Annotated in this window: 26 protein-coding genes; 18 read left to right on the forward strand and 8 right to left on the reverse strand. The window is 62.2% G+C overall.

Annotated features, from left to right (window positions below):
- Positions 1 to 2,430: a zinc-dependent metalloprotease gene (locus VGG89_01235; GenBank protein HEY1975152.1), complete on the forward strand. Its 2,430-nt coding sequence runs from the start codon at positions 1 to 3 to the stop codon at positions 2,428 to 2,430.
- Here the strand turns inward: VGG89_01235 and VGG89_01240 are convergent.
- Together VGG89_01240 and VGG89_01245 are read right to left on the reverse strand one after the other, a co-directional pair.
- Positions 2,384 to 2,800, reverse strand: a complete 417-nt coding sequence (locus tag VGG89_01240; protein ID HEY1975153.1) for a hypothetical protein — start codon at positions 2,798 to 2,800, stop codon at positions 2,384 to 2,386. The genes VGG89_01235 and VGG89_01240 overlap by 47 nt on opposite strands.
- Before the next feature lie 7 nt (positions 2,801 to 2,807).
- On the reverse strand, positions 2,808 to 3,104 hold the full coding sequence (locus VGG89_01245; protein HEY1975154.1) for a hypothetical protein: 297 nt from the start codon (positions 3,102 to 3,104) through the stop codon (positions 2,808 to 2,810).
- A 92-nt stretch (positions 3,105 to 3,196) separates the two neighbouring features.
- Here VGG89_01245 and VGG89_01250 point away from each other — a divergent pair, with 92 nt between their 5' ends.
- The 7 genes from VGG89_01250 to cydB are packed head-to-tail and all read left to right on the forward strand — an operon-like array spanning position 3,197 to position 9,272.
- Complete coding sequence (locus VGG89_01250; GenBank protein ID HEY1975155.1) at positions 3,197 to 3,805, forward strand: hypothetical protein; 609 nt, start codon at positions 3,197 to 3,199, stop codon at positions 3,803 to 3,805.
- Positions 3,798 to 4,157, forward strand: a complete 360-nt coding sequence (locus VGG89_01255) for a transcriptional regulator (GenBank protein HEY1975156.1) — start codon at positions 3,798 to 3,800, stop codon at positions 4,155 to 4,157. Before VGG89_01250 ends, VGG89_01255 begins: the two co-directional genes overlap by 8 nt.
- A complete protein-coding gene (gene uppS, locus VGG89_01260) occupies positions 4,154 to 4,846 on the forward strand; it encodes a polyprenyl diphosphate synthase (protein ID HEY1975157.1) in 693 nt (230 codons plus the stop codon). Before VGG89_01255 ends, uppS begins: the two co-directional genes overlap by 4 nt.
- 19 nt (positions 4,847 to 4,865) lie before the next feature.
- Positions 4,866 to 5,888 carry a formate--phosphoribosylaminoimidazolecarboxamide ligase gene (locus VGG89_01265; protein HEY1975158.1) on the forward strand — a complete coding sequence of 341 codons (1,023 nt, stop codon included), beginning with the start codon at positions 4,866 to 4,868 and terminating at the stop codon, positions 5,886 to 5,888.
- Entirely contained in the window at positions 5,869 to 6,975 is a 1,107-nt protein-coding gene (locus VGG89_01270) for a hypothetical protein (GenBank protein ID HEY1975159.1), read from the forward strand. The genes VGG89_01265 and VGG89_01270 overlap by 20 nt, the downstream gene beginning before the upstream one ends.
- Positions 6,976 to 6,981: 6 nt before the next feature.
- A complete protein-coding gene (locus VGG89_01275) occupies positions 6,982 to 8,289 on the forward strand; it encodes a cytochrome ubiquinol oxidase subunit I (GenBank protein ID HEY1975160.1) in 1,308 nt (435 codons plus the stop codon).
- A complete protein-coding gene (gene cydB, locus VGG89_01280) occupies positions 8,286 to 9,272 on the forward strand; it encodes a cytochrome d ubiquinol oxidase subunit II (protein HEY1975161.1) in 987 nt (328 codons plus the stop codon). Before VGG89_01275 ends, cydB begins: the two co-directional genes overlap by 4 nt.
- A 1-nt stretch (position 9,273) precedes the next feature.
- Here the strand turns inward: cydB and VGG89_01285 are convergent, their stop codons facing one another.
- Positions 9,274 to 9,492, reverse strand: coding sequence for a type II toxin-antitoxin system HicB family antitoxin (locus VGG89_01285; GenBank protein HEY1975162.1), 219 nt, complete (start codon positions 9,490 to 9,492; stop codon positions 9,274 to 9,276).
- 303 nt (positions 9,493 to 9,795) lie between these two features.
- On the opposite strand from VGG89_01285, the gene VGG89_01290 reads away from it, so the two are divergent.
- The 6 genes from VGG89_01290 (at position 9,796) to VGG89_01315 (ending at position 16,362) form a co-directional block, all read left to right on the forward strand.
- Positions 9,796 to 10,935, forward strand: a complete 1,140-nt coding sequence (locus VGG89_01290; protein ID HEY1975163.1) for a DUF1297 domain-containing protein — start codon at positions 9,796 to 9,798, stop codon at positions 10,933 to 10,935.
- A gap of 18 nt (positions 10,936 to 10,953) precedes the next feature.
- Positions 10,954 to 11,496, forward strand: a complete 543-nt coding sequence (tpx, locus tag VGG89_01295; protein HEY1975164.1) for a thiol peroxidase — start codon at positions 10,954 to 10,956, stop codon at positions 11,494 to 11,496.
- 58 nt (positions 11,497 to 11,554) lie between these two features.
- Complete coding sequence (gene guaA / locus VGG89_01300) at positions 11,555 to 13,075, forward strand: glutamine-hydrolyzing GMP synthase (protein ID HEY1975165.1); 1,521 nt, start codon at positions 11,555 to 11,557, stop codon at positions 13,073 to 13,075.
- A 9-nt stretch (positions 13,076 to 13,084) separates the two neighbouring features.
- Complete coding sequence (gene purD / locus VGG89_01305) at positions 13,085 to 14,350, forward strand: phosphoribosylamine--glycine ligase (protein HEY1975166.1); 1,266 nt, start codon at positions 13,085 to 13,087, stop codon at positions 14,348 to 14,350.
- A 106-nt stretch (positions 14,351 to 14,456) separates the two neighbouring features.
- Entirely contained in the window at positions 14,457 to 15,023 is a 567-nt protein-coding gene (locus VGG89_01310) for a carboxymuconolactone decarboxylase family protein (protein ID HEY1975167.1), read from the forward strand.
- Between the two features lie 16 nt (positions 15,024 to 15,039).
- Complete coding sequence (locus tag VGG89_01315) at positions 15,040 to 16,362, forward strand: DUF2079 domain-containing protein (protein HEY1975168.1); 1,323 nt, start codon at positions 15,040 to 15,042, stop codon at positions 16,360 to 16,362.
- A 5-nt stretch (positions 16,363 to 16,367) separates the two neighbouring features.
- On the opposite strand, the gene VGG89_01320 is transcribed toward VGG89_01315, so the two are convergent.
- From VGG89_01320 to VGG89_01330, 3 genes are read right to left on the reverse strand one after another with little or no spacing between them, the layout of a single operon-like run.
- Entirely contained in the window at positions 16,368 to 17,675 is a 1,308-nt protein-coding gene (locus VGG89_01320; protein HEY1975169.1) for an alkaline phosphatase family protein, read from the reverse strand.
- A gap of 1 nt (position 17,676) precedes the next feature.
- Complete coding sequence (locus VGG89_01325; protein HEY1975170.1) at positions 17,677 to 18,987, reverse strand: alkaline phosphatase family protein; 1,311 nt, start codon at positions 18,985 to 18,987, stop codon at positions 17,677 to 17,679.
- A gap of 1 nt (position 18,988) precedes the next feature.
- Positions 18,989 to 20,320 carry an alkaline phosphatase family protein gene (locus VGG89_01330; GenBank protein HEY1975171.1) on the reverse strand — a complete coding sequence of 444 codons (1,332 nt, stop codon included), beginning with the start codon at positions 20,318 to 20,320 and terminating at the stop codon, positions 18,989 to 18,991.
- Positions 20,321 to 20,359: 39 nt separating this feature from the next.
- On the opposite strand from VGG89_01330, the gene VGG89_01335 reads away from it, so the two are divergent.
- Complete coding sequence (locus VGG89_01335; GenBank protein ID HEY1975172.1) at positions 20,360 to 21,538, forward strand: MFS transporter; 1,179 nt, start codon at positions 20,360 to 20,362, stop codon at positions 21,536 to 21,538.
- Here VGG89_01335 and VGG89_01340 read toward each other — a convergent pair.
- A complete protein-coding gene (locus tag VGG89_01340; protein HEY1975173.1) occupies positions 21,525 to 22,409 on the reverse strand; it encodes a radical SAM protein in 885 nt (294 codons plus the stop codon). The two genes, VGG89_01335 and VGG89_01340, sit on opposite strands and share 14 nt — an antisense overlap.
- Before the next feature lie 83 nt (positions 22,410 to 22,492).
- Between VGG89_01340 and VGG89_01345 the strand changes: the two genes are divergently transcribed.
- Together VGG89_01345 and purF are read left to right on the forward strand one after the other, a co-directional pair.
- Positions 22,493 to 23,167 carry a Bax inhibitor-1 family protein gene (locus tag VGG89_01345; protein HEY1975174.1) on the forward strand — a complete coding sequence of 225 codons (675 nt, stop codon included), beginning with the start codon at positions 22,493 to 22,495 and terminating at the stop codon, positions 23,165 to 23,167.
- Between the two features lie 18 nt (positions 23,168 to 23,185).
- A complete protein-coding gene (gene purF, locus VGG89_01350; GenBank protein HEY1975175.1) occupies positions 23,186 to 24,550 on the forward strand; it encodes an amidophosphoribosyltransferase in 1,365 nt (454 codons plus the stop codon).
- Between the two features lie 15 nt (positions 24,551 to 24,565).
- On the opposite strand, the gene VGG89_01355 is transcribed toward purF, so the two are convergent.
- On the reverse strand, positions 24,566 to 24,733 hold the full coding sequence (locus tag VGG89_01355; protein HEY1975176.1) for a hypothetical protein: 168 nt from the start codon (positions 24,731 to 24,733) through the stop codon (positions 24,566 to 24,568).
- Positions 24,734 to 24,814: 81 nt separating this feature from the next.
- On the opposite strand from VGG89_01355, the gene VGG89_01360 reads away from it, so the two are divergent.
- Positions 24,815 to 25,174, forward strand: a complete 360-nt coding sequence (locus VGG89_01360) for a helix-turn-helix transcriptional regulator (protein ID HEY1975177.1) — start codon at positions 24,815 to 24,817, stop codon at positions 25,172 to 25,174.
- Positions 25,175 to 25,252: the final 78 nt, after the last annotated feature.

A 25,252-nucleotide genomic window follows, 5' to 3' on the forward strand; every position in this document is an offset into this window, starting at 1 on the left:
ATGAAGCGCGCTTTTGTCGCAGCCGCCGTTGCGGCGTCCGCTCTCTTCTGGCTCGGCGCAACCGGGAATACCTCGGCTCCGAGCGACTACGCGGCGTTTACCGCTTCCGCGCACCAGCGCGCCGGGCTGTTTCCCATTTGGCAAAAAGACGGCGAGACGTATTTGGAGGTGGCGCCCAATCAGCTCGACGCCGACTTCCTCGAAACGATCGTGCCCGGCAACGGCATCGGTGACGCCCCGCTGTGGTGGGGCGATACGGATTATCTGCCGACCCAGGTGCTGCGGTTCGAGCGGCGCGGCGACAACATTGTCATGATCTGGCGCAACTGGTATGCGTACACCGGGTCGAACGCTGCCGCGGCCGCCGGCGTTGCCGGCAGTTTCCCCGACTCGGTGGTCGGCTTCGGAAAAATCGCGGCCGAGAATACGGCCAACGGCCACGTCGTCTTCGATCTCAAGTCGCTGCTCGAAGATAATCTCGACGTGCGAAACATCCTGGCCGGGCGCTCGATCGGCAAGAGTTACCATCTCGATCCGTCCACCTCGTACTTCGATTCGGTCAAGGCGTTTCCCGAGAACGATGTCTTCACGGTTTCGCAGACGTGGAGTACCGACGAGAGCCACAAGTACGATGCCGCGCCCGACGCGCGCCGCCTGCAGATTCGCGTCGTTTACAACTTCGTGCAGATCCCGCAGGACGACTATCGCAAGCGCCTGATGGACGACCGGATCGGATTGTACGACGACATCTACGTCGATTTTTCGACCGACACGCGCGAAACGCGGTTGCTGCCCTACATCATTCGCTGGGATTTCGCGCACCACCCAATGGTGTATTATCTGTCGAACAGCATCCCGCCGGAGTATCACGCCGCCATTCGCGACGCGCTGCTGGAGTGGAATATGGCGCTGCGGCGCGCCGGCACTCGCTACGGCGTGGAAGTCCGCGAACAGCCCAGCGACCCGAACTGGGACCCGGACGATTTCCGCTACAGCGTGGTTCGCTGGCTCGACGAAACGCGGCCGAGCTTCGGTGCGGACTCGCAAACCCTGTTCAATCCGATGACCGGCGAAGAGCTTCGCACCGGCATCCTCGTCTCTTCGGTTGTTGGCATGAACCCGCGTCTCACGTGGAAATATATGGTCGATCCGGTTCGCAACGGGCGCACGACCGATCCGATGCCGCCGAAGTTTTTGCACGACTCGATCTTTGCCACCATCCTGCACGAAGCCGGCCATAATCTCGGCATGCAGCACAACTTCATCGGGCACGAGGCGTACTCGGCAGAGCAGCTCCAGAGCATGGCGTTCACCCAGGCGCACGGCATTACGTCGAGCGCGATGGAGTACGCGCCGCTCAATCTCTGGCCGCAGCCCTACAAGCAAGGCGAATACTCGCAAACGACGGTCGGCCCGTACGACTACTATGCGATCCACTGGGGCTACGCGAGCGTTCCCGGCGCGCAAACGCCCGAGCAGGAAGTGCCGAGGTTGCGCACGTGGGCGCAGGGCTGGTCGAACCCGTGGACGCGTTACGCATCCGACGAAGACGTCGACTACGCGACCGGGCACGCGGCCGATCCGCGCGTCGAGCAGGGGATGCTCACCAACGATCCGATGGCGTGGTGCAACGTGCAGATGCAAATGTATCGCACGCAAATCGCGGCGCTTAATACGTACTGGCCGCAGGACGGCAACGCGTTCGAAGAAGAGCGCGGCTTTTTCAGTGCGATGCTGGGACGCTACTTGCGCTGTGCGGGCGTACCCGCGCACTATTTGGGCGGACAATATCTGTCGCGGGCGCACGCCGGCGATCCCTACGCCCAGGCGCCGATCGTTCCGGTGCCGCTAGGAACGCAACGCAAAGCGATGGGCGTGCTCGATGCCGCGCTCTTCAATCCAAGCGCGCTGGACATTCCGCCGGCGCTGCTGAACCGGCTTCCCTACTCGGAGTGGGCCGGATACGGATACACGAGTTGGGAAGGCTACGGCAATCTGCCGCTATGGGCGTACAACCCGCCCGAACGCCACGATTATCCGCTGGTCGAAACGATCAACCGCGCGCAGATGGGGGCGATCGGCTATCTGTTCCAACCGCTCGTTCTTCAGCGCATCGACGACAATCCGCTCGTGTCGACCGGACCGACGATGACGATGGCCGATCTCTTCGATTGGCTGCACGACGGCATTTTCAACAATCTGCGCGACCGCACGATTCCGCTGATCTCGCGGAATTTGCAGATCGAGTACGTCGACGCGCTGCAGAAGCTCGTGTCCAATCCACCCGAGGGAACGCCGCCGGATGCGACGGCGTTGGCACGCGCGGCACTCGCGCGGATCGCGCGCGATGCTTCATCGGTGTCGCACGCGTCGCACGATGCGGTCACGAGTGCGCATCTCGCAGAGCTCGCGCATAAGGCCAAATCCTAACCTGCCACCAGATCAAAAGAACGAACAACGGAACGAAGTCGAGGCACCGGCTCGCGAGGGTGACGACAGGTGACTCGTAGGCGGCGAGAATTTCCAGAAGCAGCAGAACGCCAAGAAATCCAATGGTGAGGTCGAGGTTACGGCGACCCTCGAACGTTAACCGCCGGGATAGCGCGACACGCCGAATAGCGATCCAGACCAGTGCCGGCAGCGTACCGAAATAGAGCAGCCCGTAGTACGGAAGAAGCAACAGGATCTCGAGGAGCGATATGCAGTCGTTTGCTCCGAGAATCGGCTCTGCCGCGGCGTACACCGCGAACAACGCAAAGGCGGCGAACGCAACCCATTCCCGCGGCCGAATTCTGTACATGCAGCTTCTAGAGCTGCTTTACGTAGACGATTGCGAGAACCGCAATCGCGGCGCCGCACTGCAGAGCCAAGACTTGGAGCGCGGCCTTCGTCTTGCCCGGCAGCCACCGTATGGCGAAGAACAGCACGATCGCGAGCTGGAGCGGCATCAGAATCTGAAACACGTGCGCCGCGGTCCCCTCGTCGGACTCGCGAGCGAGCGTGCCTTGCGCCAAGCTCGTCAGGAGAGCCGCGAGAAAACCCGCCGAGATCAAGAGAGGAAGAAAGCCTTCGGGGCGTTTGAGCAGCTTCCACATCGCAGCCATTGCAGGTCCTCCGGCTCTTGATCGAGCAATAACTTTGTGGTACAAAGATAAGCGACTTTGTACTGCAAAGTCAAGCGAGGAGAGCCATGGTGATGGAAATCGAGCGGGCGCTTTCCGATCTGGCCGAAGTCCGCGAACGGCTCGCGCGAGCGGAGCGGTTCGAGGGCTACTCGGGGCCGGCGTCGGTTGCCAGCGGGATTGTCGCCTTCATCGCGGGCGGCGTACAGCTCGCACGCGTTCCGCATCCCGCGACGCCGGCTGGATTTTCCGCGTATTTCGCGATCTGGATGACGTGCTTGGGTGTCGCGCTCCTCTTGAACTACGGCGCAGTCGCACTTTGGCTGCTGAAAAATCACCGGCCGAGCGCGCAGAGCCAGTTTCGCACGGCGGCGCTTTCGATCGCGCCGAGCGTGCTGCTCGGCGGGGCGCTGACGGCGGCGCTGTGGGCGCACGGCGACTACACGCTCGTTCCGGGTACGTGGTTCGCTTTTTACGCCGTCGGCTTGTTTGCGTCGCGCGGAAACATCCCGGCCGGCGCGCTGCCGGTCATGGTTGCCTTCGCCCTGCTCGCCGTCGCGTTTCTCGCAACGCCGTTGGAGGGCATCGCGCTGCGGTGGTGGGTGATGCCGCTCGGATTTGGCGCCGGACAACTCGCCATCGGTTACCTTCTTGCCCGCGAACGGAGCCTTCAGGATGCCTAACGACGACGCACCTTTTTCCTATCCCGGTCTCGAGCGGATCTTTCACGAGCGCGGACGCCTGGCGATCTGCACGTCGTTAGTCGCGCAGCCCGACGGACTGACGTTCGCGGAGCTGCAGGCGGCGTGCGACCTTACCGACGGCAATCTCAATCGTCACTTGCACGCGTTGGCCGAAGACGGCGTCGTCAAGGCCGAGAAGCAGCGTGGAAACGGCCGCCCGTCGACACTCTATCGCATCACCAAGAAGGGGCGTCAGCGCTTTCTCGCTTACGTCGACGAACTCGAATCGGTCGTGCGTGACGTTCAACAGCGCTCGAAAAGCGCCGCTCACGGGAAGTTAGCGACGACGTGACCCCGCGGCACGTTGCAATCATCATGGACGGCAACCGGCGCTGGGCCCGGGCGCGGGGGTTGCCCGCCATACTGGGTCACCGGTACGGCTTGACCGCTTTGCGGCGAACCGTGCACGCTGCCCGCGACGCGGGCGTAACGCTGCTCACCGCCTTTGCATTCTCGGACGAGAACTTTCAACGCTCGAGCGGCGAGGTCGACGCAATCATGAGCCTCGCATTTCGCGCTGCGTACGGCGAACTGCGTAAGCTGGCGCGCGAAGGCGTGCGGGTGCGCTTGTGCGGCCGTACCGAACGCCTCCCCGCGCGGACGCTTGTCGCGCTCGAACAGCTCGTTTCGGCGACCAGCGTCAATGCTGAGATGACGCTGAATCTCGCGATCGACTATGGCGGACGGCGCGAAATCGGCGACGCCATGCGTCAACTGGCGCGTGAAGTGCGAGCCGGGCTGCGCGAACCCGACTCGATCGACGAGCGGGCGGTAGCGAGCCGGCTCTACACGGCCGACTTGCCCGATCCCGACCTCATCATCCGTACCGGCGGCGAGCTACGTTTGTCGAACTTCTTGCTCTTTCAAGCCGCTTACGCCGAGTTTTGGGCGACGCCGACCTACTGGCCCGACTTCGACGAGACCCACTTACGGACCGCGCTCGCTGATTTTGCATTACGGCAAAGGCGGTACGGAACGTAGCGGAGTACCCTGGACCGGCATGGACCGGCCGTACACCATCGCGACGCTAGGGTCGCATTCCGCGCTGCAAATTCTTAAAGGGGCGCACGACGAAGGCTTCAAGACCCTAGCAATCTCCAACCGCGACACGGAACGGCTCTACCGCTCGTTCGCATTCATCGACGAAGTCATCACGCTCAACTCGTACTCGGAGTTCATGGGACTCGTCGACGAACTGCAGCGGCGCAAGGTGATCATCGTGCCGCACGGCTCGTTCGTCGCCTACTTGTCGCTCGAAGAGCACAAGAAGATGGAGATTCCGTATTTCGGGAACAAGTCCGTGCTTGAGTGGGAAGCAAGCCGCGAGCTGCAGCGCGACTGGCTCTCGCGCGCCGGACTCAAGCTGCCGCGTCAGTTCAAGAGCGGCAACGAGATCGACCGGCCCGTCATCGTGAAGCTGTACGGCGCTCAGGGCGGCCGCGGCTACATGTTCATTCGCGACGCGCACGACTTCGAGGCGCGCGCGGCGCACCTCAAAGAAGCGTACACGATCCAGGAATACATCATCGGCGTCCCGCTCTACATCCACTACTTTTACTCGCCGCTCTCGAAAAAGCTCGAGATCATGTCGATGGACCGGCGCTACGAAACCAACGTCGATTCGCTCGGCCGTATTCCCGCAGCGGCGCAGGAAGGCATGGATATCAGCCCCTCGTACGTGGTCGTCGGCAACTCGTCGGTGTCCCTGCGCGAGTCGATGCTCGCCGAAGCATTGCGCATGGGCGACGACGTGGTGAAGGTCAGCCAGGAGATTTGCGGTCCGAAGGGATTGTTCGGCGCCTTCTGCATCGAGACGATCATTACACCCGACATTCAGTTCTACATTATGGAAATCTCCGCGCGTATCGTGGCCGGAACGAATCTGTTCATCAACGGGTCGCCGTATTCGTATCTCAACTATGCCGAGCCGATGTCGACCGGGCGCCGGATTGCTCGCGAGATCAAGAACGCACTTCTGACCAACAACTTACGTTTGGTACTCGATGATTCGAGCGTTCTCTAGCTTTTTGCTCGCGCTGCTCTGCCTCGTACCGATTGCGGCGAGGGCGGCGTTTGTAGCGGATCCCGAAGCGCTGTATCAGCAAATGAAGGACGCCTACGCCAAGGGCGACGCCGCCGGTTGGGACTTTCGCTCGCAGGAGATCTATTTCGCGACGATTCTCAACGCGGGGCGGGCATATTCGCTGCAGCATCCCGACATGGCGGCCTATGGCGAACTCGCCAATCTCACGGTGCAAATCGGAAGCGGCGTTCACTACAATCCGCTCACCAATCACGACGGGGCCCTGTGGTGGGTGCGCGAGGCGTCGCAGTACGTCATCGCTCATTCGCAAGATCCCAACGAGATTTCGCAGGCGCAAGCCTTACTGCTGCGCGCCAACGCCGAGGACGATCCGGCACAGCTCGCACGCTATGCCGATACCGACGCAACGGCAACCTTGAAGAACTATCCCAACAACGTCGACGCGCTGTTGCTGCAGGTGGAAGCCGATTGGCGGGCGTGGCTGCTGACGCACGATCCCACATGGCGCTCGCTCGCGCTGCAGCGCGCCGCGCTTCCGGCCTTTCCCGTCGCGCATTTGCCGACGAACTGGGGCAACGAGCTCCTTACGGCGGCTGGTAACGCCTCGACCGATCGCGGCTACACGGCCGACGACGTCAAGAACGGTGCGACGCTCGTCGCGCGCGTCAAAGCCGTCGATCCCTTACGCGTCATCGCCACCGTCACCGCCGTTCCGCACGACGTGTACCTTTCGACGCTCGCGCCGGCCGACGAGTACTTCGGCAAACGCTCGATGTCGGTGCTGGAGATCGAAAATCGCCTCAAGCACATCAACTTCATGCTCGACTATAAATACGGAAATCGAGAAAGTACCGAAACGGCCGGCGTGGCCGACTCGATCGAGGGCATGCAGAAAATCTATCCGCGCGATCGCGATTTGCCCATGCTGCTCTATTGGACCTACACCACCGCGCAGCGCATGGACGACTCGCAAGCGCAACAAACCGCCGCTCATATGAAGGCGGTGCTCACCATCGAATATCAAGACAGCCCGGAGGCGCGCAAGATTCTCAACGGCACGTCGTAGCGGAACGTGGATCCCGTCCTGGCGGACCGGCTGCAGTTCGCCTTTACGATCATGTTCCATTACCTGTTCCCCATCGGAACGATGGGGTTGGCGCCGTTCGTCGCGGGGTATACGTGGCAAGCGTCGGAGGGCGACGTGGAAGCCGTGCGCGCCGCCCGCTTCTGGACGAAAATCTTCACGATCAACTTCGCAGCCGGCGTCGTCACCGGTATTCCGATGGAGTTTCAGTTCGGTACGAACTGGGCGGCATTCGCGCAGCGCAGCGGGTCGATCGTCGGGCAGCCGCTGGCGATGGAAGGCATGTTCGCCTTCTTCCTCGAGTCGGTCTTTCTCGGCGTGCTGCTCTCCCGCACCCGCACGACGCCGTCGCGATTCGTCGCCTGGTCGGCCGTTGCGGTCTGCATCGGCTCGTGGCTGTCGGGTTTCTTCATCGTGGTCACCGACGCGTGGATGCAGCATCCCGTCGGTTATCACGTTGCGGCGAATGGAACGCTCGAACTCGACAATGCGTGGGCCGTCCTGCTATCGCCGTTTGCGGGCTGGCAGTACGCGCACGTTCTAACGGGCGCGCTGATTGCCGGCGGGTTTATCGTCTCCGGCATCGGCGCGTACTATCTGCTGTCGGAGCGCGAAACGCCGCTCGGCCGGCGCTTCGTGCGCGACGGTGCGATCGTGGGTCTGCTGTTTTCATTGATCGCGGTGTTTCCCACCGGGGATCGTAACGGCGCCGACGTCACCCATTTTCAGCCCATCAAGCTGGCCGCGATGGAAGGTCTCTTTGAAACCGCCAACGGTGCGCCGTTGGCGATCATCGGTATGCCCGACGTCAAGCGCCAAGAGCTCATCGACCCGGTGGTCGTGCCGAACGTGCTGAGTTTTCTCGCGTACGGCAACTTTACGGCCAACGTTAAGGGGCTGACCGCCTACGCGGAAGAGCTGCGGCCGCCGGTCGAAGTGACGTACTACGCATATCACGTCATGGTCGGTCTCGGAACGATCTTCGTCGCGGCGACGGGACTGGCCGTATTGCTGCTCTGGCGCAAACGGCTGTTTACCTTCAGACCGATGTTGTGGATTCTCATGCTGCTGATGCCGTTTCCGTACATCGCAAACGAAGCCGGTTGGACGGTCACCGAAGTCGGACGACAGCCGTGGATCGTCTACGGCGTGATGCGCACGGCCGAAGCGGGGTCGCCCAACGTCGCCGCCGGCGAGACGATCTTCACGCTCGTGGGCTTCGCCGGAATGTACTTCATTTTGGGCGTTCTGTTTCTCTATTTGGTGTTACGCGAGATTGCCGAGGGTCCAGCATGAGTACCGCCGGCTTCTGCGTGATTGCGTTCATGCTGACGGCGTACGTTCTGCTCGACGGATTCGATTTGGGCGTTGCGGTAATTGCGCCGTTGGTCGGGCGTGACGAACGCGAGCGCGGCGCGGCCATGGCCAGTATCGGACCGTTCTGGAACGGCAACGAAGTGTGGCTGATTGCCGGCGGAGCGGCGCTGTTTGCCTTGTTCCCACGCGCCTACGCCTCATCGTTTTCGGGGTTCTATCTGCCGTTTATCATCGTGCTGTGGCTGCTGATGTTTCGCGGCATGTCGCTCGAGCTGCGCCATCATTTTCCGTCCCGTATCTGGCGCGAGTTTTGGGACGCGGCGTTTACCGTGGCCAGCGCATTGCTCATTTTCATCTTTGGCGTTGCGCTCGGCAACGTGTTGCGCGGCTTTCCGCTCGACGCGGCCGGGTACTTCCGCGGCACGTTCGGCTACCTGCTCAATCCGTACGCGCTGCTCGTCGGCGTCTTCGCGCTCGGCGTGCTGGGACTGCATGGTGCGACGTTTGCGGCCATGCGGATCGAAGGCGCGCCGGGCGATCGCGCGCGCCGGCTGTCGTCGCAGTTCTTTTGGATCGTCGCGGCCTTGTTCGTTGCCGTTACCGTAGCGACGTTCGGCGTGCGCGGTACGCCGGGTGCGCCCATCGTCGCGCTGCTTGGCGTGCTATCGGTCGCCGCGCTCGCGGCACTGGCGGTCGCCCTCCGGCGCGCAAGCGCGCCCGGGGCGTTTGCGGCGTCCTCGGCGTTTATCGGGGCGTTGATGGCCAGTGCCGCAACGGCAATTTATCCGTTTTTACTGCCGGCAGTCGCGGGCAGCACCGGCGGCATGACGATCTTTGACGCAGCCCCCTCGTCAGCGGCGCTCGCGTGCGCGCTCGTGGTGACCATTCTGGGCAGCATCGCGGTCGTGACTTACGGCTCGTTCGTATGGCGCCGCATGGGCGGCAAAGTCTCCGTCGATTGACTTACGCCGTTATCTCGATCATTTCGGCGAAGGTTGTGGGCGTGGGGATTGCGTCTCCGTCTTCACGCATGCCGTCCAAATGAAGCTCGATCGTCTCACGAATGAGCGTCTCGGCCTCTTCCAAGGTAGGTGCGCCGGCGACGCATCCAGGAAGGTCGGGGACGTGCGCTCCATAGCCGGTCTGCGACTTTTCGAATACGACGGCGTACTTAGACGTCATGTTTTCCCTCCCGATCCCAGAACGTCTGACGGCGAATAGACTTCCAAACGCCAGGCGAGGGTTCCTCGTTGTCGGAGCCGGAGAGGGTTACGCGCCGGGCTTGCTCGGATGAACGTACTGTTCGTGGCTCGTCGCGCGGCGCTTCGTCAGCACGTACCCGTCCCCGCGAAGCCACGCCCTGATGGTGCGAAACTTGGGTGGCACACGGGTCAATCACGACGAGGAGCCGCTGCGCCAACAGCATCCCCTCGATTTCACGGCGCTCAAAAGGCGAGCTAGCTCGGCGTCGAATAGGCGGGGCCAGTGCAAGACTACGTACGACGCGCGCTCGAGCGGTACGATCGCTCGAAGCTGACCCTCTGTTCCATCGGGAGCCATTCGGCGCTCGAGGTCGCCTCCGGTGCGCGCGCGCAAGGCTTACAAAATCTCGTCGTCACCGCCAAAGGGCGCGAGCGCACGTACACCGAGCATTTCGCGCGGCGCGGCGCGCCGGGGCCGCAGCGCGGCTGCGTCGACGAAGTGCTCGAGCTCGATGCATTTCCCGAAATCCTCGACGACGGCGTGCAGGAGCGTTTGCTCGCGCACAATGCCGTGTTCGTTGCGAACCGGTCGTTCGAAGTGTACCTGCACCAAAAGTTCACGTACGACGAGATCGAGCGGCGGATGCTCGTGCCGTTTTTCGGCAACCGGCATCTGCTGCGTGCCGAAGAGCGCGACGAGCCCGCCAATCAGTACGCGCTGTTGGAACGTGCCGGCGTGCGATATCCCAAGCAGTTCGCCAAACCCGACGACATCGACCGGCTGGTCATGGTCAAGGCCCCGCACGCGAAGGTGAGCTTCGAGCGCGCGTTCTTTCTGGCGTCGTCGCCGGCCGAGTATCGCCGGAGCGCCGATCGTTTGATCCGCAACGGCATCCTCAACCAAGCCGGACTCGACGGCGCGGTGATCGAGGAGTACGCGCTCGGGCCATCGGTTAACCTGAATTTCTTTTACTCGCCCGTCCTGGGGGAGCTGGAGCTCATGGGCACCGACACGCGCCGGCAGACCAATCTCGAGGGCTTCCGGAATATCCCGCCGTCGGCGCTCGACGCGGTGCGCGACGTGCCCATGAAGCTGGAAGAAGCCGGGCACATCGCGGCTACGTTGACCGAGTCCACCCTGGAGCAGGCGTTCGCCATTGGGGAGCGGTTCGTAGTGGCGGCGCGCGAGGCCAGCGCCCCGGGGGTGATCGGGCCCTTCGCGCTGCAATGCGTCATCGTGGCCGGTCCGCCCAAGGAGTTCGTCTGCTACGACGTCTCCCTGCGGATCCCGGGGTCGCCGGGGACCCGCTTTACGCCATATTCGGCCTACCGCTGGGGACGCGACGTTTCGGTGGGCGAACGCATCGCGATGGAGCTGGTGATGGCGCGTGACACCGATCGGCTCACCGACGTGTTGACCTAAGTTCAATAAGGAGACGATATGACGACCCAAAACTTGCAAGAGCGCGCAGGCGCCGTGACCTTCAAGGGCAAGCCGATGACGTTGCTTGGCCCGGCACTGAGCGCCGGTGACGCAGCGCCCCCCTTCCATCTGACCGCCGGTGATCTGTCGGTCGCGTCGCTCGACGCGCTCAACGACGGCGGAAAGAAAGCGCTGATGCTCATCAGCGTGCCGTCGCTCGATACGGGCGTTTGTTCGCTGGAATCGCAGAAATTCAACGCGCGCCTGGGCGAGCTGCCGGCAAACGTTGCAGCGCACGTCGTCAGTATGGATTTACCGTTTGCGCAAGCGCGCTGGTGCGGCGCACAAGAGGGCGGCATCAAGCTGGGCATGCTGTCGGACTATCGCGATCACAGCTTCGGCCTCAACTACGGCTTGCTCATCGGCGAACTTGGCCTACTCGCGCGCGCGATCGTCGTCGTCGGCAAAGATAAGAAGATCGCCTACGTGCAGATCGTTCCCGAAGTGACGAGCGAACCCGATTACGACGCTGCGATAAAGGCCGCCATTGGCGCAGCATAAAGCCAACGGGCCCCTTCGGCAGGCTCAGGATGACAGAACCCCCCCGACTGTCTTCATTTTGGATTTTGGAGCGCAGTACACCCAGTTGATCGCGCGCCGCACGCGCGAGTTGGGCGTCTATTGCGAGATCGTTCCGCACGATGCGCCCTGGAGCGCGTTGTCGGCGCGCAATCCGGCGGCGCTGATTCTTTCGGGCGGTCCGGAGAGCACGCTGGTCGACGGCGCGCCCGAGATGGACGAAGCGATCCTCGAATCGGGCGTTCCGATCTTCGGGATTTGCTACGGCATGCAGCTGCTGGCGCGCGAAACCGGCGCCGAGCTGGTGAAACTCGATCACGCCGAGTACGGGCCCGCAAATCTTGTTGTCGGCAATCGCGACACGCCGATCTTCGACGGCGTGCCGGACGAGTCGCGCACGTGGATGTCCCACGGCGATTCGGTGATCGAGTTGCCGGACGGGTACGTGGCGCTGGCATCGACGGAACGTTGCCACGTTGCGGCGATGGGCAATCCCGACAAGAAGATTTACGGCACACAGTTCCATCCCGAAGTCGTGCACACGCAGCACGGGCGGACGATTCTAGCCAACTTTCTGCGCGAGGTGGTGGGGCTCGACGACGATTGGAAGATGGAGAACTTCGTCGATCGCGCGATCGAGGAGATTCGTGCGAAAGTCGGCGACGCCAAAGTCATTTGCGCGCTGTCGGGCGGCGTCGATTCCGCCGTCGCGGCCACCTTGGTCGCTCGCGCGATCGGCGAGCAGCTCACCTGCATCTTCGTCGATCACGGACTGCTGCGTAAGGGTGAGGCCGATCAAGTCGTGGCGGCGTTTCGGGACGTGCTGCACCTCAACGTCGTCGCCGTCGACGCGCGCAAACGCTTCCTCAAGAAGCTGCGCGACGTGGAGGATCCCGAGAAGAAGCGCATCATCATCGGTCACGAGTTCATCCGCATCTTCGAAGAAGAAGCCGATAAAATCAAAGGCGCGAAGTTTTTGGTGCAAGGCACGCTCTATCCCGACGTCATCGAATCGAAGACGCCCGACAGCAAGGCCGGCCACAAGATCAAGTCGCACCACAACGTGGGCGGCCTGCCCAGGAAGATGAAGTTCAAGCTGATCGAGCCGCTGCGCGCGCTCTTCAAAGACGAAGTCCGCGAATTGGGGCGCGTGCTCGGCCTGCCCGAACACATCGTCAAACGTCAGCCCTTCCCGGGACCGGGACTTGCCGTGCGAATCATCGGCGATATTACCGAAGCCCGTTTGGAGATCGTACGCAACGCCGACGCGATCGTGCGCGAAGAGATCGACAAGGCGCCGCTCGATCCGCATCCGTGGCAGTACTTCGCCGTGCTCACGCCGGTCAAAAGCGTCGGCGTGATGGGCGACGGCCGCACCTATGCCAATCTCGTCGCGGTACGTGCGATTACCAGTGAAGACGGCATGACCGCCGATTGGGCGCGTCTGCCGCACGACTTGATGGAGCGCATCTCGTCGCGCATCGTCAACGAAGTGCGGGGCGTCAACCGCGTTGCCTACGACATCACGACCAAGCCGCCGGCGACGGTCGAGTGGGAATAGCGGCATAGCGTGAAAATTCTCGTCGTCGGAAACGGCGCGCGTGAAGACGCGCTCTCGTGGAGGCTTGCGCAATCGCCGTCGTGCAGCGCGATCTTCGCTGCGCCCGGCAATGCCGGTACCGCGTCGCGCGGCGAGAACTGGAACGTCGCGGGGACCGATGGCAAAGCGATAACCGAACGCTGCGTTGCCGAGTCGATCGATCTCGTCGTGCTCGGTCCGGAAACGGCGATTGCCGCCGGCGTGGGTGACCGATTGCGTGAGGCAAGGATTTCGGTCTTCGGTCCCAATCGGTCGGCCGGAAGGCTCGAATCGAGCAAGATTTTTTCGAAGCGCTTCATGGAACGCCACGGCGTGCCGACCGCACGCGCGGTCGTCGTGCATTCGCTCGATGCCGCAAAGAAAGCGCTCGACGAATTCCAGGGCGCCGTCGTTGTCAAAGCCGACGGCTTGGCGGCCGGAAAAGGCGTCGTCGTGGCACCCGATGCAAAAGCTGCGCGCGCGGTGCTGGCGGATTGGTATCGCGGCGGCAAACTGCCGGGCGGCGGCAGCGACGTGCTCCTCGAGGAGAAGCTCGAAGGGCGCGAAGTCAGCGTCTTTGCGCTCGCCGACGGACGCGCGATGGTGCCGCTCTCGGCCGCGTGCGATTACAAGCGCGCCGGCGACGGCGATACCGGTCCCAATACCGGCGGTATGGGCGCCTACTCGCCGCCGAGAGGGTTTCCCGACGATCTCTACGATCGCGTGCGCGAGCGCGTTCTCGCTCCCGTATTGCGCGGGCTCTTGGCCGAAGGCGAAGAGTACGTCGGTATCTTGTATTGCGGCTTGATGTGGACCAAAAACGGTCCGTACGTCATCGAGTTCAACGCGCGCTTCGGCGATCCCGAAACGCAAGTCTTGATGCCGCGCATCGGCGGCGATTTCGCGCAGCTGCTCAAATCGGCAGCCGATGGAGCGATGGATCTGTCGCTGGCGACGTTTTCGCCGCAGAGTTGCGTCGGCGTCGTGCTGGCCACTAGCGACTATCCGCGCAGCAACACACCGCTGAGCGGCTTGAGCCTCCACGTCTCGCTGGCCGACGGCAGTCAGGCGTTTTGGGGCGGTTCCCAGCTTGCCGGGGAAACGGTGAGTACCGGCGGAGGCCGCGTGCTGACGGTCACGGCCCTGGGCGACGACCTGGGTTCGGCGCGTGCGCGTGCGTACGACGCCGTCAAGACCTTGGCCGGGCGCTTAGGGACACAAGCGCTGACGTACCGGCGCGATATCGCCCACTTCTAGCGCTCGAAAATCGGGCTTGTCACGTGCGGCCGCGCGATAGCGTCTATGCTGCGGAGGTCAAAAACGATGCACGCAATGGCGGCCGAGAAACTCGAAAGGATACAACGTGAATACCCCGGCTAACGCCGTCACCGACGAACCGTTCCTGACGCCCGTCGAGCGGCCGCAAAGTTTGATCATGCGCCTGGTGTACGCCATGACGCGAAAACAGTTCGGCAAAGTGCTGACGCCGCTAAAGGTATGGGCGGTACGCTTGCCGCCGGCGTTCGGCAGCTTCGTCGGCAAAATCAGCGGCCTGGATAAGAAGCTCGTTCTGCCGCAGGACCTCCAGTTTCTCGTGCGCCAGCGCGTCGCGCAGATCAATACGTGCAGCTTCTGCATCGACATCGGTCGCTTTTTTGCGATGAAGGAACACGTCGCCGAGGCGAAGATTCAGGCACTCGACCATTACAACGACAGCCCGCTGTTCGACGAGCGGGAGCGCGCGGCGCTGGCGTACGTTACGGAGCTTACTCGCGACAAGCAGATTTCGACGGGAGCCATCGCGCGGTTAAAGGCCAACTTCAGCGACCGCGAGATCTGCGAGATCGCCTGGCTCGTTGCCGGCGAACACGTGTACAACATGATCAATATCGGGCTCAACATCCACTCGGACAGGCTTTGCCAGGTTTAGTACAAACGCTGTAAGCGTGAAGTCGCGGCGGCCTTGGGTCCCCTGGATCGTTGCGTTTGCGTACGCGACCGTCTATTCGTGGCTGGGGATCGCGCGATACCGGTCATATCACGCTAGTTACGATGAAGGGCTGTTCACGCAGGTCATAAGCTCGGCTTTTTCGGGTTTCCACAGCACACCCGAAGGAGCAAACCACTTTGCGTTTCACTTTTCCCCGATCCTCTACGCCGTCGCGCCGCTGTTGTGGACGTTCAAATCGCCAATCGCGCTCATCGTGGTTGGATCCGTTGCGTGCGCGTTCACGATTCCGGCGATTTACTGTATCGCCGCGCGCCGTATGCCGGCACAATGGGCGGTCGCCGTTGCATTTGCCGTTGCACTTTATCCGCCACTGGGCGGCGTGGCGTTCACGGATTTCACCGAGAACGTTTTTGCGCCGGCTGCTGCCGTGTGGCTGTTGTGGTCGATCGACGGGCGAAAGATGGGGGCGGCCTGGTGTTTTGCCATTCTCTGCCTATGCATCAAAGAGGACCAAGCCCTGTTCCTTGCGTACGCCGGGGTTCTCGGAATCGTCTATTTTGCTCGCCGCCGGGAGCGCCAATGGGTCGTTTTTGCGGCGTCGCTGACGGTCGTATCCCTCGTGACGATCGCGCTGTACATGACCGTGGTGCGCCACGCGAGCGGTGTGTCGTACGGCTATCCATCGATACGCGACTTTTACGGCGGCGCGACACCTTGGCAGCTCGTCGCAGGCGTCTTTACGGCACCGAAGCTGCAATACGTGGTCGCGTCGCTGTTGCCGTTGCTCGGGCTCTGTTTACTCTCGGAGTGCATGCTGTTGGCGTTGCCGGGGCTCGCGGAGTGTCTGTTGTCGCGCGTTCCGGTCGTCTATATGATCGGCCAACATTACGCGGCAACGTGGGTTCCCTACGTGCTCGTTGCCTTTGCACTCGGGGTCGCGCGGGTTTGGAAACGTGCACCGCGAGCGGCGGCAGCGCTCCTCGCGCTGTCGCTGCTCGTCAGCCTGTATATCAACGTCGAAGCAAGCCCGAACGATTGGTCTGCGAACCTCTCTCCAAGGTCGGCTTCCGACGACGCGCTGGACGCGTTTATCGGCGGCCTTCCCGCGAACGCATCGGTCACTTCGTTCGCGCGCGTGTTCTCTCACCTGGGGCTGGACCCCAACGCGACGTTATACGCGCAAGCTCCCACGCAATACGTGATCCTCTATGCCGATCGTGATTTCCCAGACTGGGAAGCCCGCGAGCGCGGGTTCATCGAATCGAATCATTATGCGCTGATCGAGCGCAAGGGGAGCGTCGAGATATACCGCCGGTGACGCGGTTATTCCGTGTCGAGCGGCTGGGTCGAAGGCGGTAAGCGCACGAAAAACTTGGCGTCGTGCCCGACCTTCACCGGGACGTAGGCGCGCGGTTTTTGCGAAAAGTTCAAGACGCTTCCTATGCTGGCGGCGCGGGTGTCGCTGGTTCCCATGCGCCCGAGCTGCCAGTTGTCTTCGACAAAGCGCAGGATGCTGCCGAACTCATATTGCTGATGCGCGATGTAGCCTTGGCGCGCGTACGGCGACACGACGATCGCCGGTACGCGGAAACCCAACCCGCCAAAGGTGAGCTGCGGCGGAGGGACATGATCGTAGAAGCCGCCCCAGTCGTCCCAGACGATAAAAATCGCCGTCGACTTCCAATAGGCGCTTTTACCGATGGCATTGACGACGCTGCCGATCCAGTCGGGGCCTAGATCGCGGGCGGCGTTCGGATGGTCCGAGAAGTCCGCCGTTGGAATCACCCAGGAAACCGAAGCGAGCCGTCCTGAGGCAATATCCCCAAAGAGATTCGTCTGCGGAGTGGAGATGTTCGTCGACCATTGCGGCCCGTAGCGGATCGAGCGGATCGCTTGAAAGGGATTCCAGCTATCCCTCGGACGGGTCGCATAGTAGCGCCACGTGACCTTCTTGCGAGAGAGAAGGCCGCCGAGAGTTTCGTATTTGAAGCACGGAAACGGCCCTTTAAACCATAGCGGATTCCCATTGCGCTCGACCAGCGACGTGACGGTTCCGGCCGGCGCATCGCAACCCGACGGCGATGCGGTGGGGGTATCGACGATACTGTAGTTCGGCGCGATTTCCGTCCCGCCGGCAATCAGGTCTTGATGGCCGGTGAAACTATTGCTGCCTTGCGTCGTGAACATGTGGTCGGCCAAGACATAGCGCTTAGCAAGCGTCCAATACACTGCGATCTGCTTTGGATCGACGTATTGATACGGATGGGTCGCGGTTCCCCCGGCAGCAGTCGAGGTGAGGTCGAAGCCGTCCATCTTTCCGTGGTCGTAGTCGGTAAGATACGAGTAATACGAGTAAGCCTCACGCGTAAAGTCGAGTAAGTTGCGCTTCGCCAGTGGAACGATCGTACCGTCGTGCAGCCGCCCTTGCGTGGCGCCGTCGGCGCCGGGAAACGTGCCGAAAAAATTGTCGAAGCTGCGGTTCTCTTGAATCAGAATAACGACGTGTTGAATCTTCGTCGGCGTCTTCGGCGCTACGGCGATCGATTGTTCGGAGTTCGGACTAAACGGCGCAACGGTGCCCGCGCAACCCGTCAGCACTGCGGCAAGGGCGAACAATAGTCTCGTGTTCACGTTACTCCGAATCCAGCGGACGAGTCGAGGGCGGCAGCGAGAGAAAGAACTTCGCATCGTGCGCGACCTTGACCGGGACGTACGCTCGCGGTTTTTGCGAAAAGTTAAAGACGCTTCCTATGCTGGCGGCGCGGGTGTCGCTGGTTCCCAGGCGCCCGAGCTTCCAGTTGTCCTCGATAAAGCGCAGGATGCTGCCGAACTCGTATTGCTGATGCGCGACGTAGTGGGCGCGCGCGTAGGGCGATACGATAATGGCCGGTACGCGAAAGCCCAGGCCGCCAAACGTTAGCGGCGGCGGCTGCACGTGATCGTAAAAGCCGCCCCAGTCGTCCCAGACGATAACGATCGCCGTCGACTTCCAATAGGCGCTCTTGCCGACGGCATTGACGATGCTGCCTATCCAATCCGGGCCAAAGTCGCGCGGCTCGCCCGGATGGTCGGAATAGTCCGCCGTCGGAATCACCCACGAGACGGCCGGGAGCGTTCCGCCGAAAATGTCGTTGAGGATGGTATTTTGCGGCGTCGAGATATTCGTCGACCAGCGCGCACCGTAGCGCACCGAACGAATGGCCTCGAACGCGTTCCAGTTCGTCTGAGGAAAAGTCGCATAGTAACGCCACGTAAGCTTCTTCCTATCGAGAAGGCCGGCGAGCGTCGGATAATTGAAGCACGGAAATGGGCCTTTGTTCCAACCGGGCGTGCCGTTAACGGTGACCAGCGAGGTAACCGTGCCGGCAGACGCGTCGCAACCCCACGGAAAGCCGTTCGGGGGATCGACGATACTATACTTTGGACTGATTTGAGTGCCTCCGGCGATCAAATCTTGATGCGCGGTAAAACTGTCGCTCCCTTGCGTCGTGAACATATGGTCGGCGAGAACGTACCGTCGGGCGAGCGTCCAATACACCGCAATTTGCGCGGGGTCGACGTATTGATAGGGCTGCAGCGCCGGCACACCCTGCTGGGTTGCGCTCACGTCGAATCCGTCGAGCTTCCCTTTATCGTAGTCGGTGAGAAAGTTGTAGTAGCCGTGCGGAACGTCGCGGAGGTCGAGCAAATTCCGCTTCGCTAACGGCACGGTCACGCCGGTGTGAATCTGGCCGTGCGTCGTACCGTCCGCTCCGACAAACGTCGCGAAGAGGTTGTCGAAGGAGCGATTCTCTTGAATCAAGATGACGACGTGCTGAATTTTGGTCGTCGCGTTGGGCGCCAGCCCGGCCGCGGGCAGCGATGCGCGGGGCGCGAGCGGCGATATTCCACCTGAGCACCCCGTGAGGAGCGCCGCGAGGACGAGCCACCTCGGAATGGTCACGTTACTGCGAGTCCAACGGCCGGTTCGAGGGCGGCATCGAGATGAAGAACGCGCGCGAATGCCCGACCTTCACGGGAACGTACCGGCGCGGCGTTTGCCGGAAGTTGAAGACGCTCCCGATGCTGTTTGCGCGAACGTCACTGCTGCCCAGGCGTCCCAACGACCAATTGTCTTCGATGAACCGCAAGATGCTGCCGAACTCGAACTGCTCGTGTGCCACGTAACCGCGGCGTGCGTAAGGCGAGACGATGATGGCCGGGACGCGAAAACCCAGCTCGCCGAAACCGTACTGCGGCGGAGCGACGTGATCGTAAAGGCCGCCCCAGTCGTCCCACACAATGACGATGGCCGTCGATTTCCAATACGGGCTCTCGCCGATCGCGTTGACGACGTTGCCGACCCAGTCGGGACCGTAGTCGCGCGGCTCGCCGGGATGATCGGAGTAATCGGGTGCCGGAATCACCCACGAGACGGCCGGAAGCGCGCCATTTGTGACGTCTTTGAAGATGGTGGTTTGCGGAGTGGAGATGTTTGTTCTCCATCGCGCGCCGTACCGTATGGCTTTTATCGCGTCGAACGCACTCCAACTATAGGTTGGATATTGGACGTAATAGCGCCACGGGATGTTTTTGCCGTTGAGAAGCGCGCCTAATGTGGGGTAGCTGAAGCACGGGAACGGGCCTTTTTGCCACAGCGGCATTCCGTTGCGGCGTACTAACGACGTTACCGTCCCCGCTGGAGCGTCGCAACCCCAGGGCGCTTGCGAGGGTGCATTGATGACCGCGGAAGCCGGATCGATCTGCGTGCCGCCGGCGATGAGATCTTGATGCGCAATGAAGCTGTCGCTACCCGTGGTCATAAACAGGTGGTCTGCCAAGACGTACCGTCTGGCAAGCGTCCAATACGCGGCAATCTGTTGGGGATAGACGTATTGATACGCAAGCAGGCCGGCGGGTTTACCCGTTACGGCCGGGGTGACGTCGAAGCCGTCCATGCGTCCGCGGTCGTAGTCGTTGACATAAGGCGCGTAGCCGTGAAGAATATCGGTTTTCATCACGAGATTCACTTCGGCCAGCTTGACCCGTGCGCCGGTATGGATTGTCCCCTCGGTGGCGCCGTCGGCGCCGGGGAACGTCGCGAAAAAGTTGTCGAAGCTGCGATTCTCTTGGATCACGATAACGACGTGCTGGATTTTCGTCGACGCCGTGGCGGGCGCGACGGCCGCTTGCGGCTGCGCCGGCGCCGGCGAAACCGCCGGAACGCCCGAACATCCCGCAGCCATAACGGCAAGCGCGAGCGAGCAGAGGGCGGCCAGGCGACCCAACGGCTTCATCGTCGTGTCGCATTTGGGTGCGCGGGTATTACTACCTCCATGTTACGCCTGCCGCGCGCGCTGATTCCGATTTACGGCACGACGTTAGCCGATACGTTGGGCTACACGCTCATGATTCCGCTGCTGCCGTCGCTGGTGCGCCAGTTTCACGTTTCGGACCTGATGGTGGGAGCGCTATTGAGCGTGCCGGCGTTTTGCTCGACGATCGCTGCGCCGGTGTGGGGCAAAGTAAGCGACCGGATCGGCAGAAAGCCCATTATCATCGGCTCCCAGGTGCTCACATTGCTGGGGTACCTCGTCCTGGCGACGGCGCACTCGTTCGTGATCATCTTCGCGTCGCGAATCGCGTCGGGATTGGGCGCGGGCGGCTTGGGAGCGGTGCAATCCTATATCGCCGACGTCACCGAGCCCAAACAGCGCGATATCGCTTATTCGCTCTACGGTGCGGTTTTCGGCGTCGCGTTCATCATCGGTCCGCTCATCTCGGGCTTTCTCGCAAAAGAGGGATATTCGATTCCGTTTTTCGTTGCGTCGGGACTCGCGGCGGCGAACATCGTCTTTACGTGGTACTTCATTCCGTCATTCGGTAAAAAAGACAAGCCGAGCAGCGTGCAGGAGTCGGTCAAAGCTGCGAGCGCCCCAGGTGTGCGATTGGTTTTGATCCGGCAGTTTTTGGCGATTCTCGCGATCGTCTGCTTCTTGTCGAACTTCGGACTGTTTTTGGAACACGTGCTGCGGACGAACGTTTCTGCGATCGGCTGGCTCTTGGCGCTGGCAGGCGCCGTCGGCGGCGCGGCCATGATCTTCGTCGTTACGCCGTTGGCGGCTCGCATCGGGGATCGCCGGGTCGCGCGGCTCGGGTTGTTCTTTAGCTTCATCGCCTACGGAATGTTGTGGTTCTCCGATAATATGCCGCTGTTTTGCGTGATGCTCGTGTTTTGGGCCGTCGGCTCGGCGATGGTCGAGCCGACGCTGACGTCGCTGCTTTCCGTGCGCGCGAAGGCCAGCGAACGCGGGGCGGTGATGGGCGTCAGCGATTCGGTGAACAGCTTAGCCATGATCGTGGGGCCGGCGGCCGGCGCGGCAATCATCGGCCTCAATCCACGGCTTTTGGGCGTCATTCCCGCCGTAGCAGCGTTGGCGGCCATCGTCATACCGCAGTGGCGGCAGGACGACGCGAAAGAAGAGAAGGAGCGCAAGCGCGCTAAAGCAAGCTGATCTGGCGCTGCCCTTGGGGCACAATGCGATCCGCTTCGCGCGCCGGGTGCGTGCGCAGCGCGGCGCGGACGTCGCGATCGATAACCGACGAAACCGAGTACGGAGCGTATGTGCCGCAATACATGCGCTCGTAGCGTTCGACCAGTTCGGGCCGGTGTTCGCGTGCGTAGGCAAAGAAGGCCTCGCGCGTGACGTCGCCCAGATATAACGTACTCGACCACACGTTGGCGGCCCCTGCGTCGCGCGCCGCGCGCACGACGGCCTCGAGACTCTCGGGCGTATCGGTCAGATGCGGGATCACCGGCGCCAGCGCGACATTGACTTTGATGCCGGCTGACGCAAGCATCGCAACGGCGCGTAACCGTTGGCGCGGCGGAGCGACGGTCGGTTCGATCTCGCGCGCGAGTGCGTCGTCGAGCGTCGCAATGCTGATCGATACGCCCACGCCCACGTTATGCGCGAGCGTTTGCAAAACATCGACGTCGCGAACGACCAGGGGCGAGCGCGTGATGATGCCGGCCGGCGTATCGTAATCGTTGAACGCCTCCAAGATGCGGCGGGTCAGTCGATAGCGGCCTTCGAGCGGCTGGTACGGGTCGGTTACCGTTCCGACCGCGACGTATTCGCGCCGCCAAGCGGCCCGAGCCAGTTCGCGCCGCACGATCGCCGGCGCGTTGACCTTCACGAAGATCCGGCTGCCCCAGCGATCGACGCCGTCTTCGTCGAGGAACCAGTGCGTGCGCCGGGCGTAGCAGAAGACGCATTGGTGGTAGCAGCCGCGGTACGGATTGACGGACCAGTTGAAGGGCATGCCCTTGACCGGGTTGATGACCGATTTCGCGATCTGCTCGACCACCTCGACGCCCCGCATGGGGTCCAGTATAATACGAACATATGTTCGATACAAGGGGCGGGTGTAACTTCGCGGCCGAACGGTGGTTAAGTAAGAACGTCATGGCATATCGATTTCAGCCTCAAAACGCCTACGGCGGCACGATGGCTCCCGCCATCCCGACGGCGTCGCTGCTCGGGCAAGTCCTAGGCATCACCGCGCTCGGTTTGTGCATCACAGCCGGCGCCGCGTGGCTTCTGGGACCGTATGTATCGTACGGCGTCGGTCTCATCGCGATGATCGTGGGTTTCGTCATGCTCTTCGTGATTCGCGCGCAGTGGCGAAATGAAGCGCTGTCGCTTACGTTATTTTATGTCTTTACGTTCTTAGAAGGCGTCGGCATCGCGCCGGTCGTTTCGAATTACGTGCACGCATTCGGTCCTTCCGTCGTGGTCAACGCAGCGCTGACGACCGGATTGGGGATGTTTGCACTCGCGGCGATCGTGTATGCGACCGGGCTGGATCTGCGCCGTTTTCAGGGCATCTTCATGCTTGCGTTGCTGGGCTTGATCGTCGTCGGCATCGTCTCGATGTTCGTGCGCTTCATTCACCCCGAGACGTACGCTTGGCTAACGCTCGTCATCTTCGCGGGCCTCGTCCTCATCGATTTTGCGCGGATTCGCGCCGGCGGAGACGGCCTGACGCCCGTCCTCATGGCCACGAGCATCTACCTTGACGCGATCAACATCTTCTTGGCCCTGCTGCAGATCTTTGGGGGTAGGCGGTCCTCCGATTAACCCCTATACTAGAGTCAGATGTGCGGGATAACGGGGGTCTACGCGCCGGGGCGCGACGCAGCGCGCTTGGCGTACTTCGCCCTGTACGCGCTGCAGCACCGCGGGCAAGAGTCCGCGGGCATCGCCGCAGCCGACGGCGGGACGATCCGTTCGCATAAGGCCATGGGTCTGCTCGGTGCGATCTTCGACGAAGACGTGCTCAGCGACCTCAGCGGCCACATTGCCGTCGGCCACACGCGGTACTCGACGACGGGGTCCTCGATCGTCGTCAACGCGCAGCCCCTGCTCGAACGCACCGAGCTCGGCGACTTCTCGTTCGCGCATAACGGCAATCTCACCAATACCGACGATTTGCGCGAAACACTTTCGCCGACGACCGTGCTGCAGGCCACCACGGATTCCGAAGTGATGGCCAAGCTTATCGTCGAGTCGAAGGGCACGATGCTCGAACGCATCGCTGCGGTACTGAAGGTTGCGCGCGGCGCATATTCGATCGTCCTTTCCACGCAAGACGAGCTCTACGCGTTTCGCGATCCGTGGGGCGTGCGGCCGCTCTGTCTCGGTACGCTACCCGACGGCGGCTACGTGGTCGTGTCGGAGTCGTGCGCGCTCGGAACGATCGGCGCGCAATATTTGCGCGAGGTCGCGCGCGGCGAGATCGTGCGCATCTCGGCCGACGGGCTCGAGTCGCATCAGACGCCGGTGGACGCCGCGATTCCCGCGCTATGCATGTTCGAGTACATCTACTTTTCGCGCCCCGACTCCAAGCTCGACGAGCGCTCGATCTACATGGCGCGCTACGCGATGGGCGGCCAACTCGCAAAAGAGCACCCGGTGATCGCCGACGTGGTGATGGCCGTTCCGGACTCGGCGATTCCCGGCGGCATCGGCTACGCCGCCGCCAGCGGATTGCCCTACGTCGAGGGTCTGATCAAGAACCGGTACATTGGGCGCACGTTCATCAGCCCGGATCAGAAGATGCGCTCGCGCGGCGTCCATTTGAAGTTCAATCCGGTGGTCGAGAATCTACGCGGGCAGCGCGTCGTGGTCGTCGACGACTCGATCGTGCGCGGCACGACGACGCCGCGCATCGTCGCATTGCTGCGCGAAGCCGGCGCGCGCGAGGTGCATTTGCGCATCACGTCACCGCCGATCAAACACCCGTGTTACTTGGGCGTCGACATGGCGACCTACGACGAACTGATTGCGGCCAACTACACGGTCGAAGAGATTCGTGCCAAGACGGGAGCCGATTCGCTGGGATATCTCAGTCTCAAAGGGCTCTTCAAGGCGGTAGGGCGCGAACGCGAGGAGATGTGCGTCGGCTGTCTGACCGGCGAATATCCCAACGTGCCCCCGACCCATCAATCGCGCGCTAGCTAATCGACGCCGAGGAGTTCAGCGGTCGCGTTCGGCCGCGTGCGCTTCCAACTCCGATAGCCGCACAACGCACTCTCCGAGCAAGTCGCGAATGTCGCACAGCAACTCGACGACGACGTCGTTCGACGCCGGCTGTGCTTCGAGTTCGGCGCGCGGTCGCGGCGGGCGCGCGAGGCTGGGATCCATGCTTCGTCCATTCGGTTCAACCAATCGGCAAGACCTGTTGGTTCAAGGCTTCCGGGCGCGCGGTGCTACAGTTCAAAAACCGTGACGCTGGGAGAGAGAATCACCGCTCGCCGTAAGGCTTTGGGATGGTCGCAAAACGAATTGGCGCGCCGCGCCGGCGTAAACCATCCGACGCTCTTTAAGATCGAATCCGGTCAGCGCAGCAATCCGTCGATCGGAACGATCGTCAAGATTGCTCGGGCGCTCGGCACGACGGCGGAGTCGCTCGTCGGCGCGGAACCGTCGGAGCCTCGCCGGCGGACGAAAGCCGAGGCCGAGCGTTTGGCGCAGGGCGGGATTGCGCTGGTTGAGGAGCTGGCGGCGCTGCGCAAGCGCGTCGACGCGTTGGAGGCCTGGCGTCGAGATCAAGAAGGACGCTCTCGAAAGCGCGCAACGCGGTAATCAGGGGATCGGGCGTTTCGTCGACGTACATCATGGGCGCAGCGTAGCATTGCGTAGTGCCACACGTATGGCATTGTG

The organism is Candidatus Baltobacteraceae bacterium (assembly GCA_036488875.1).
Classification (GTDB): Bacteria; Vulcanimicrobiota; Vulcanimicrobiia; order Vulcanimicrobiales; family Vulcanimicrobiaceae; genus JAFAHZ01.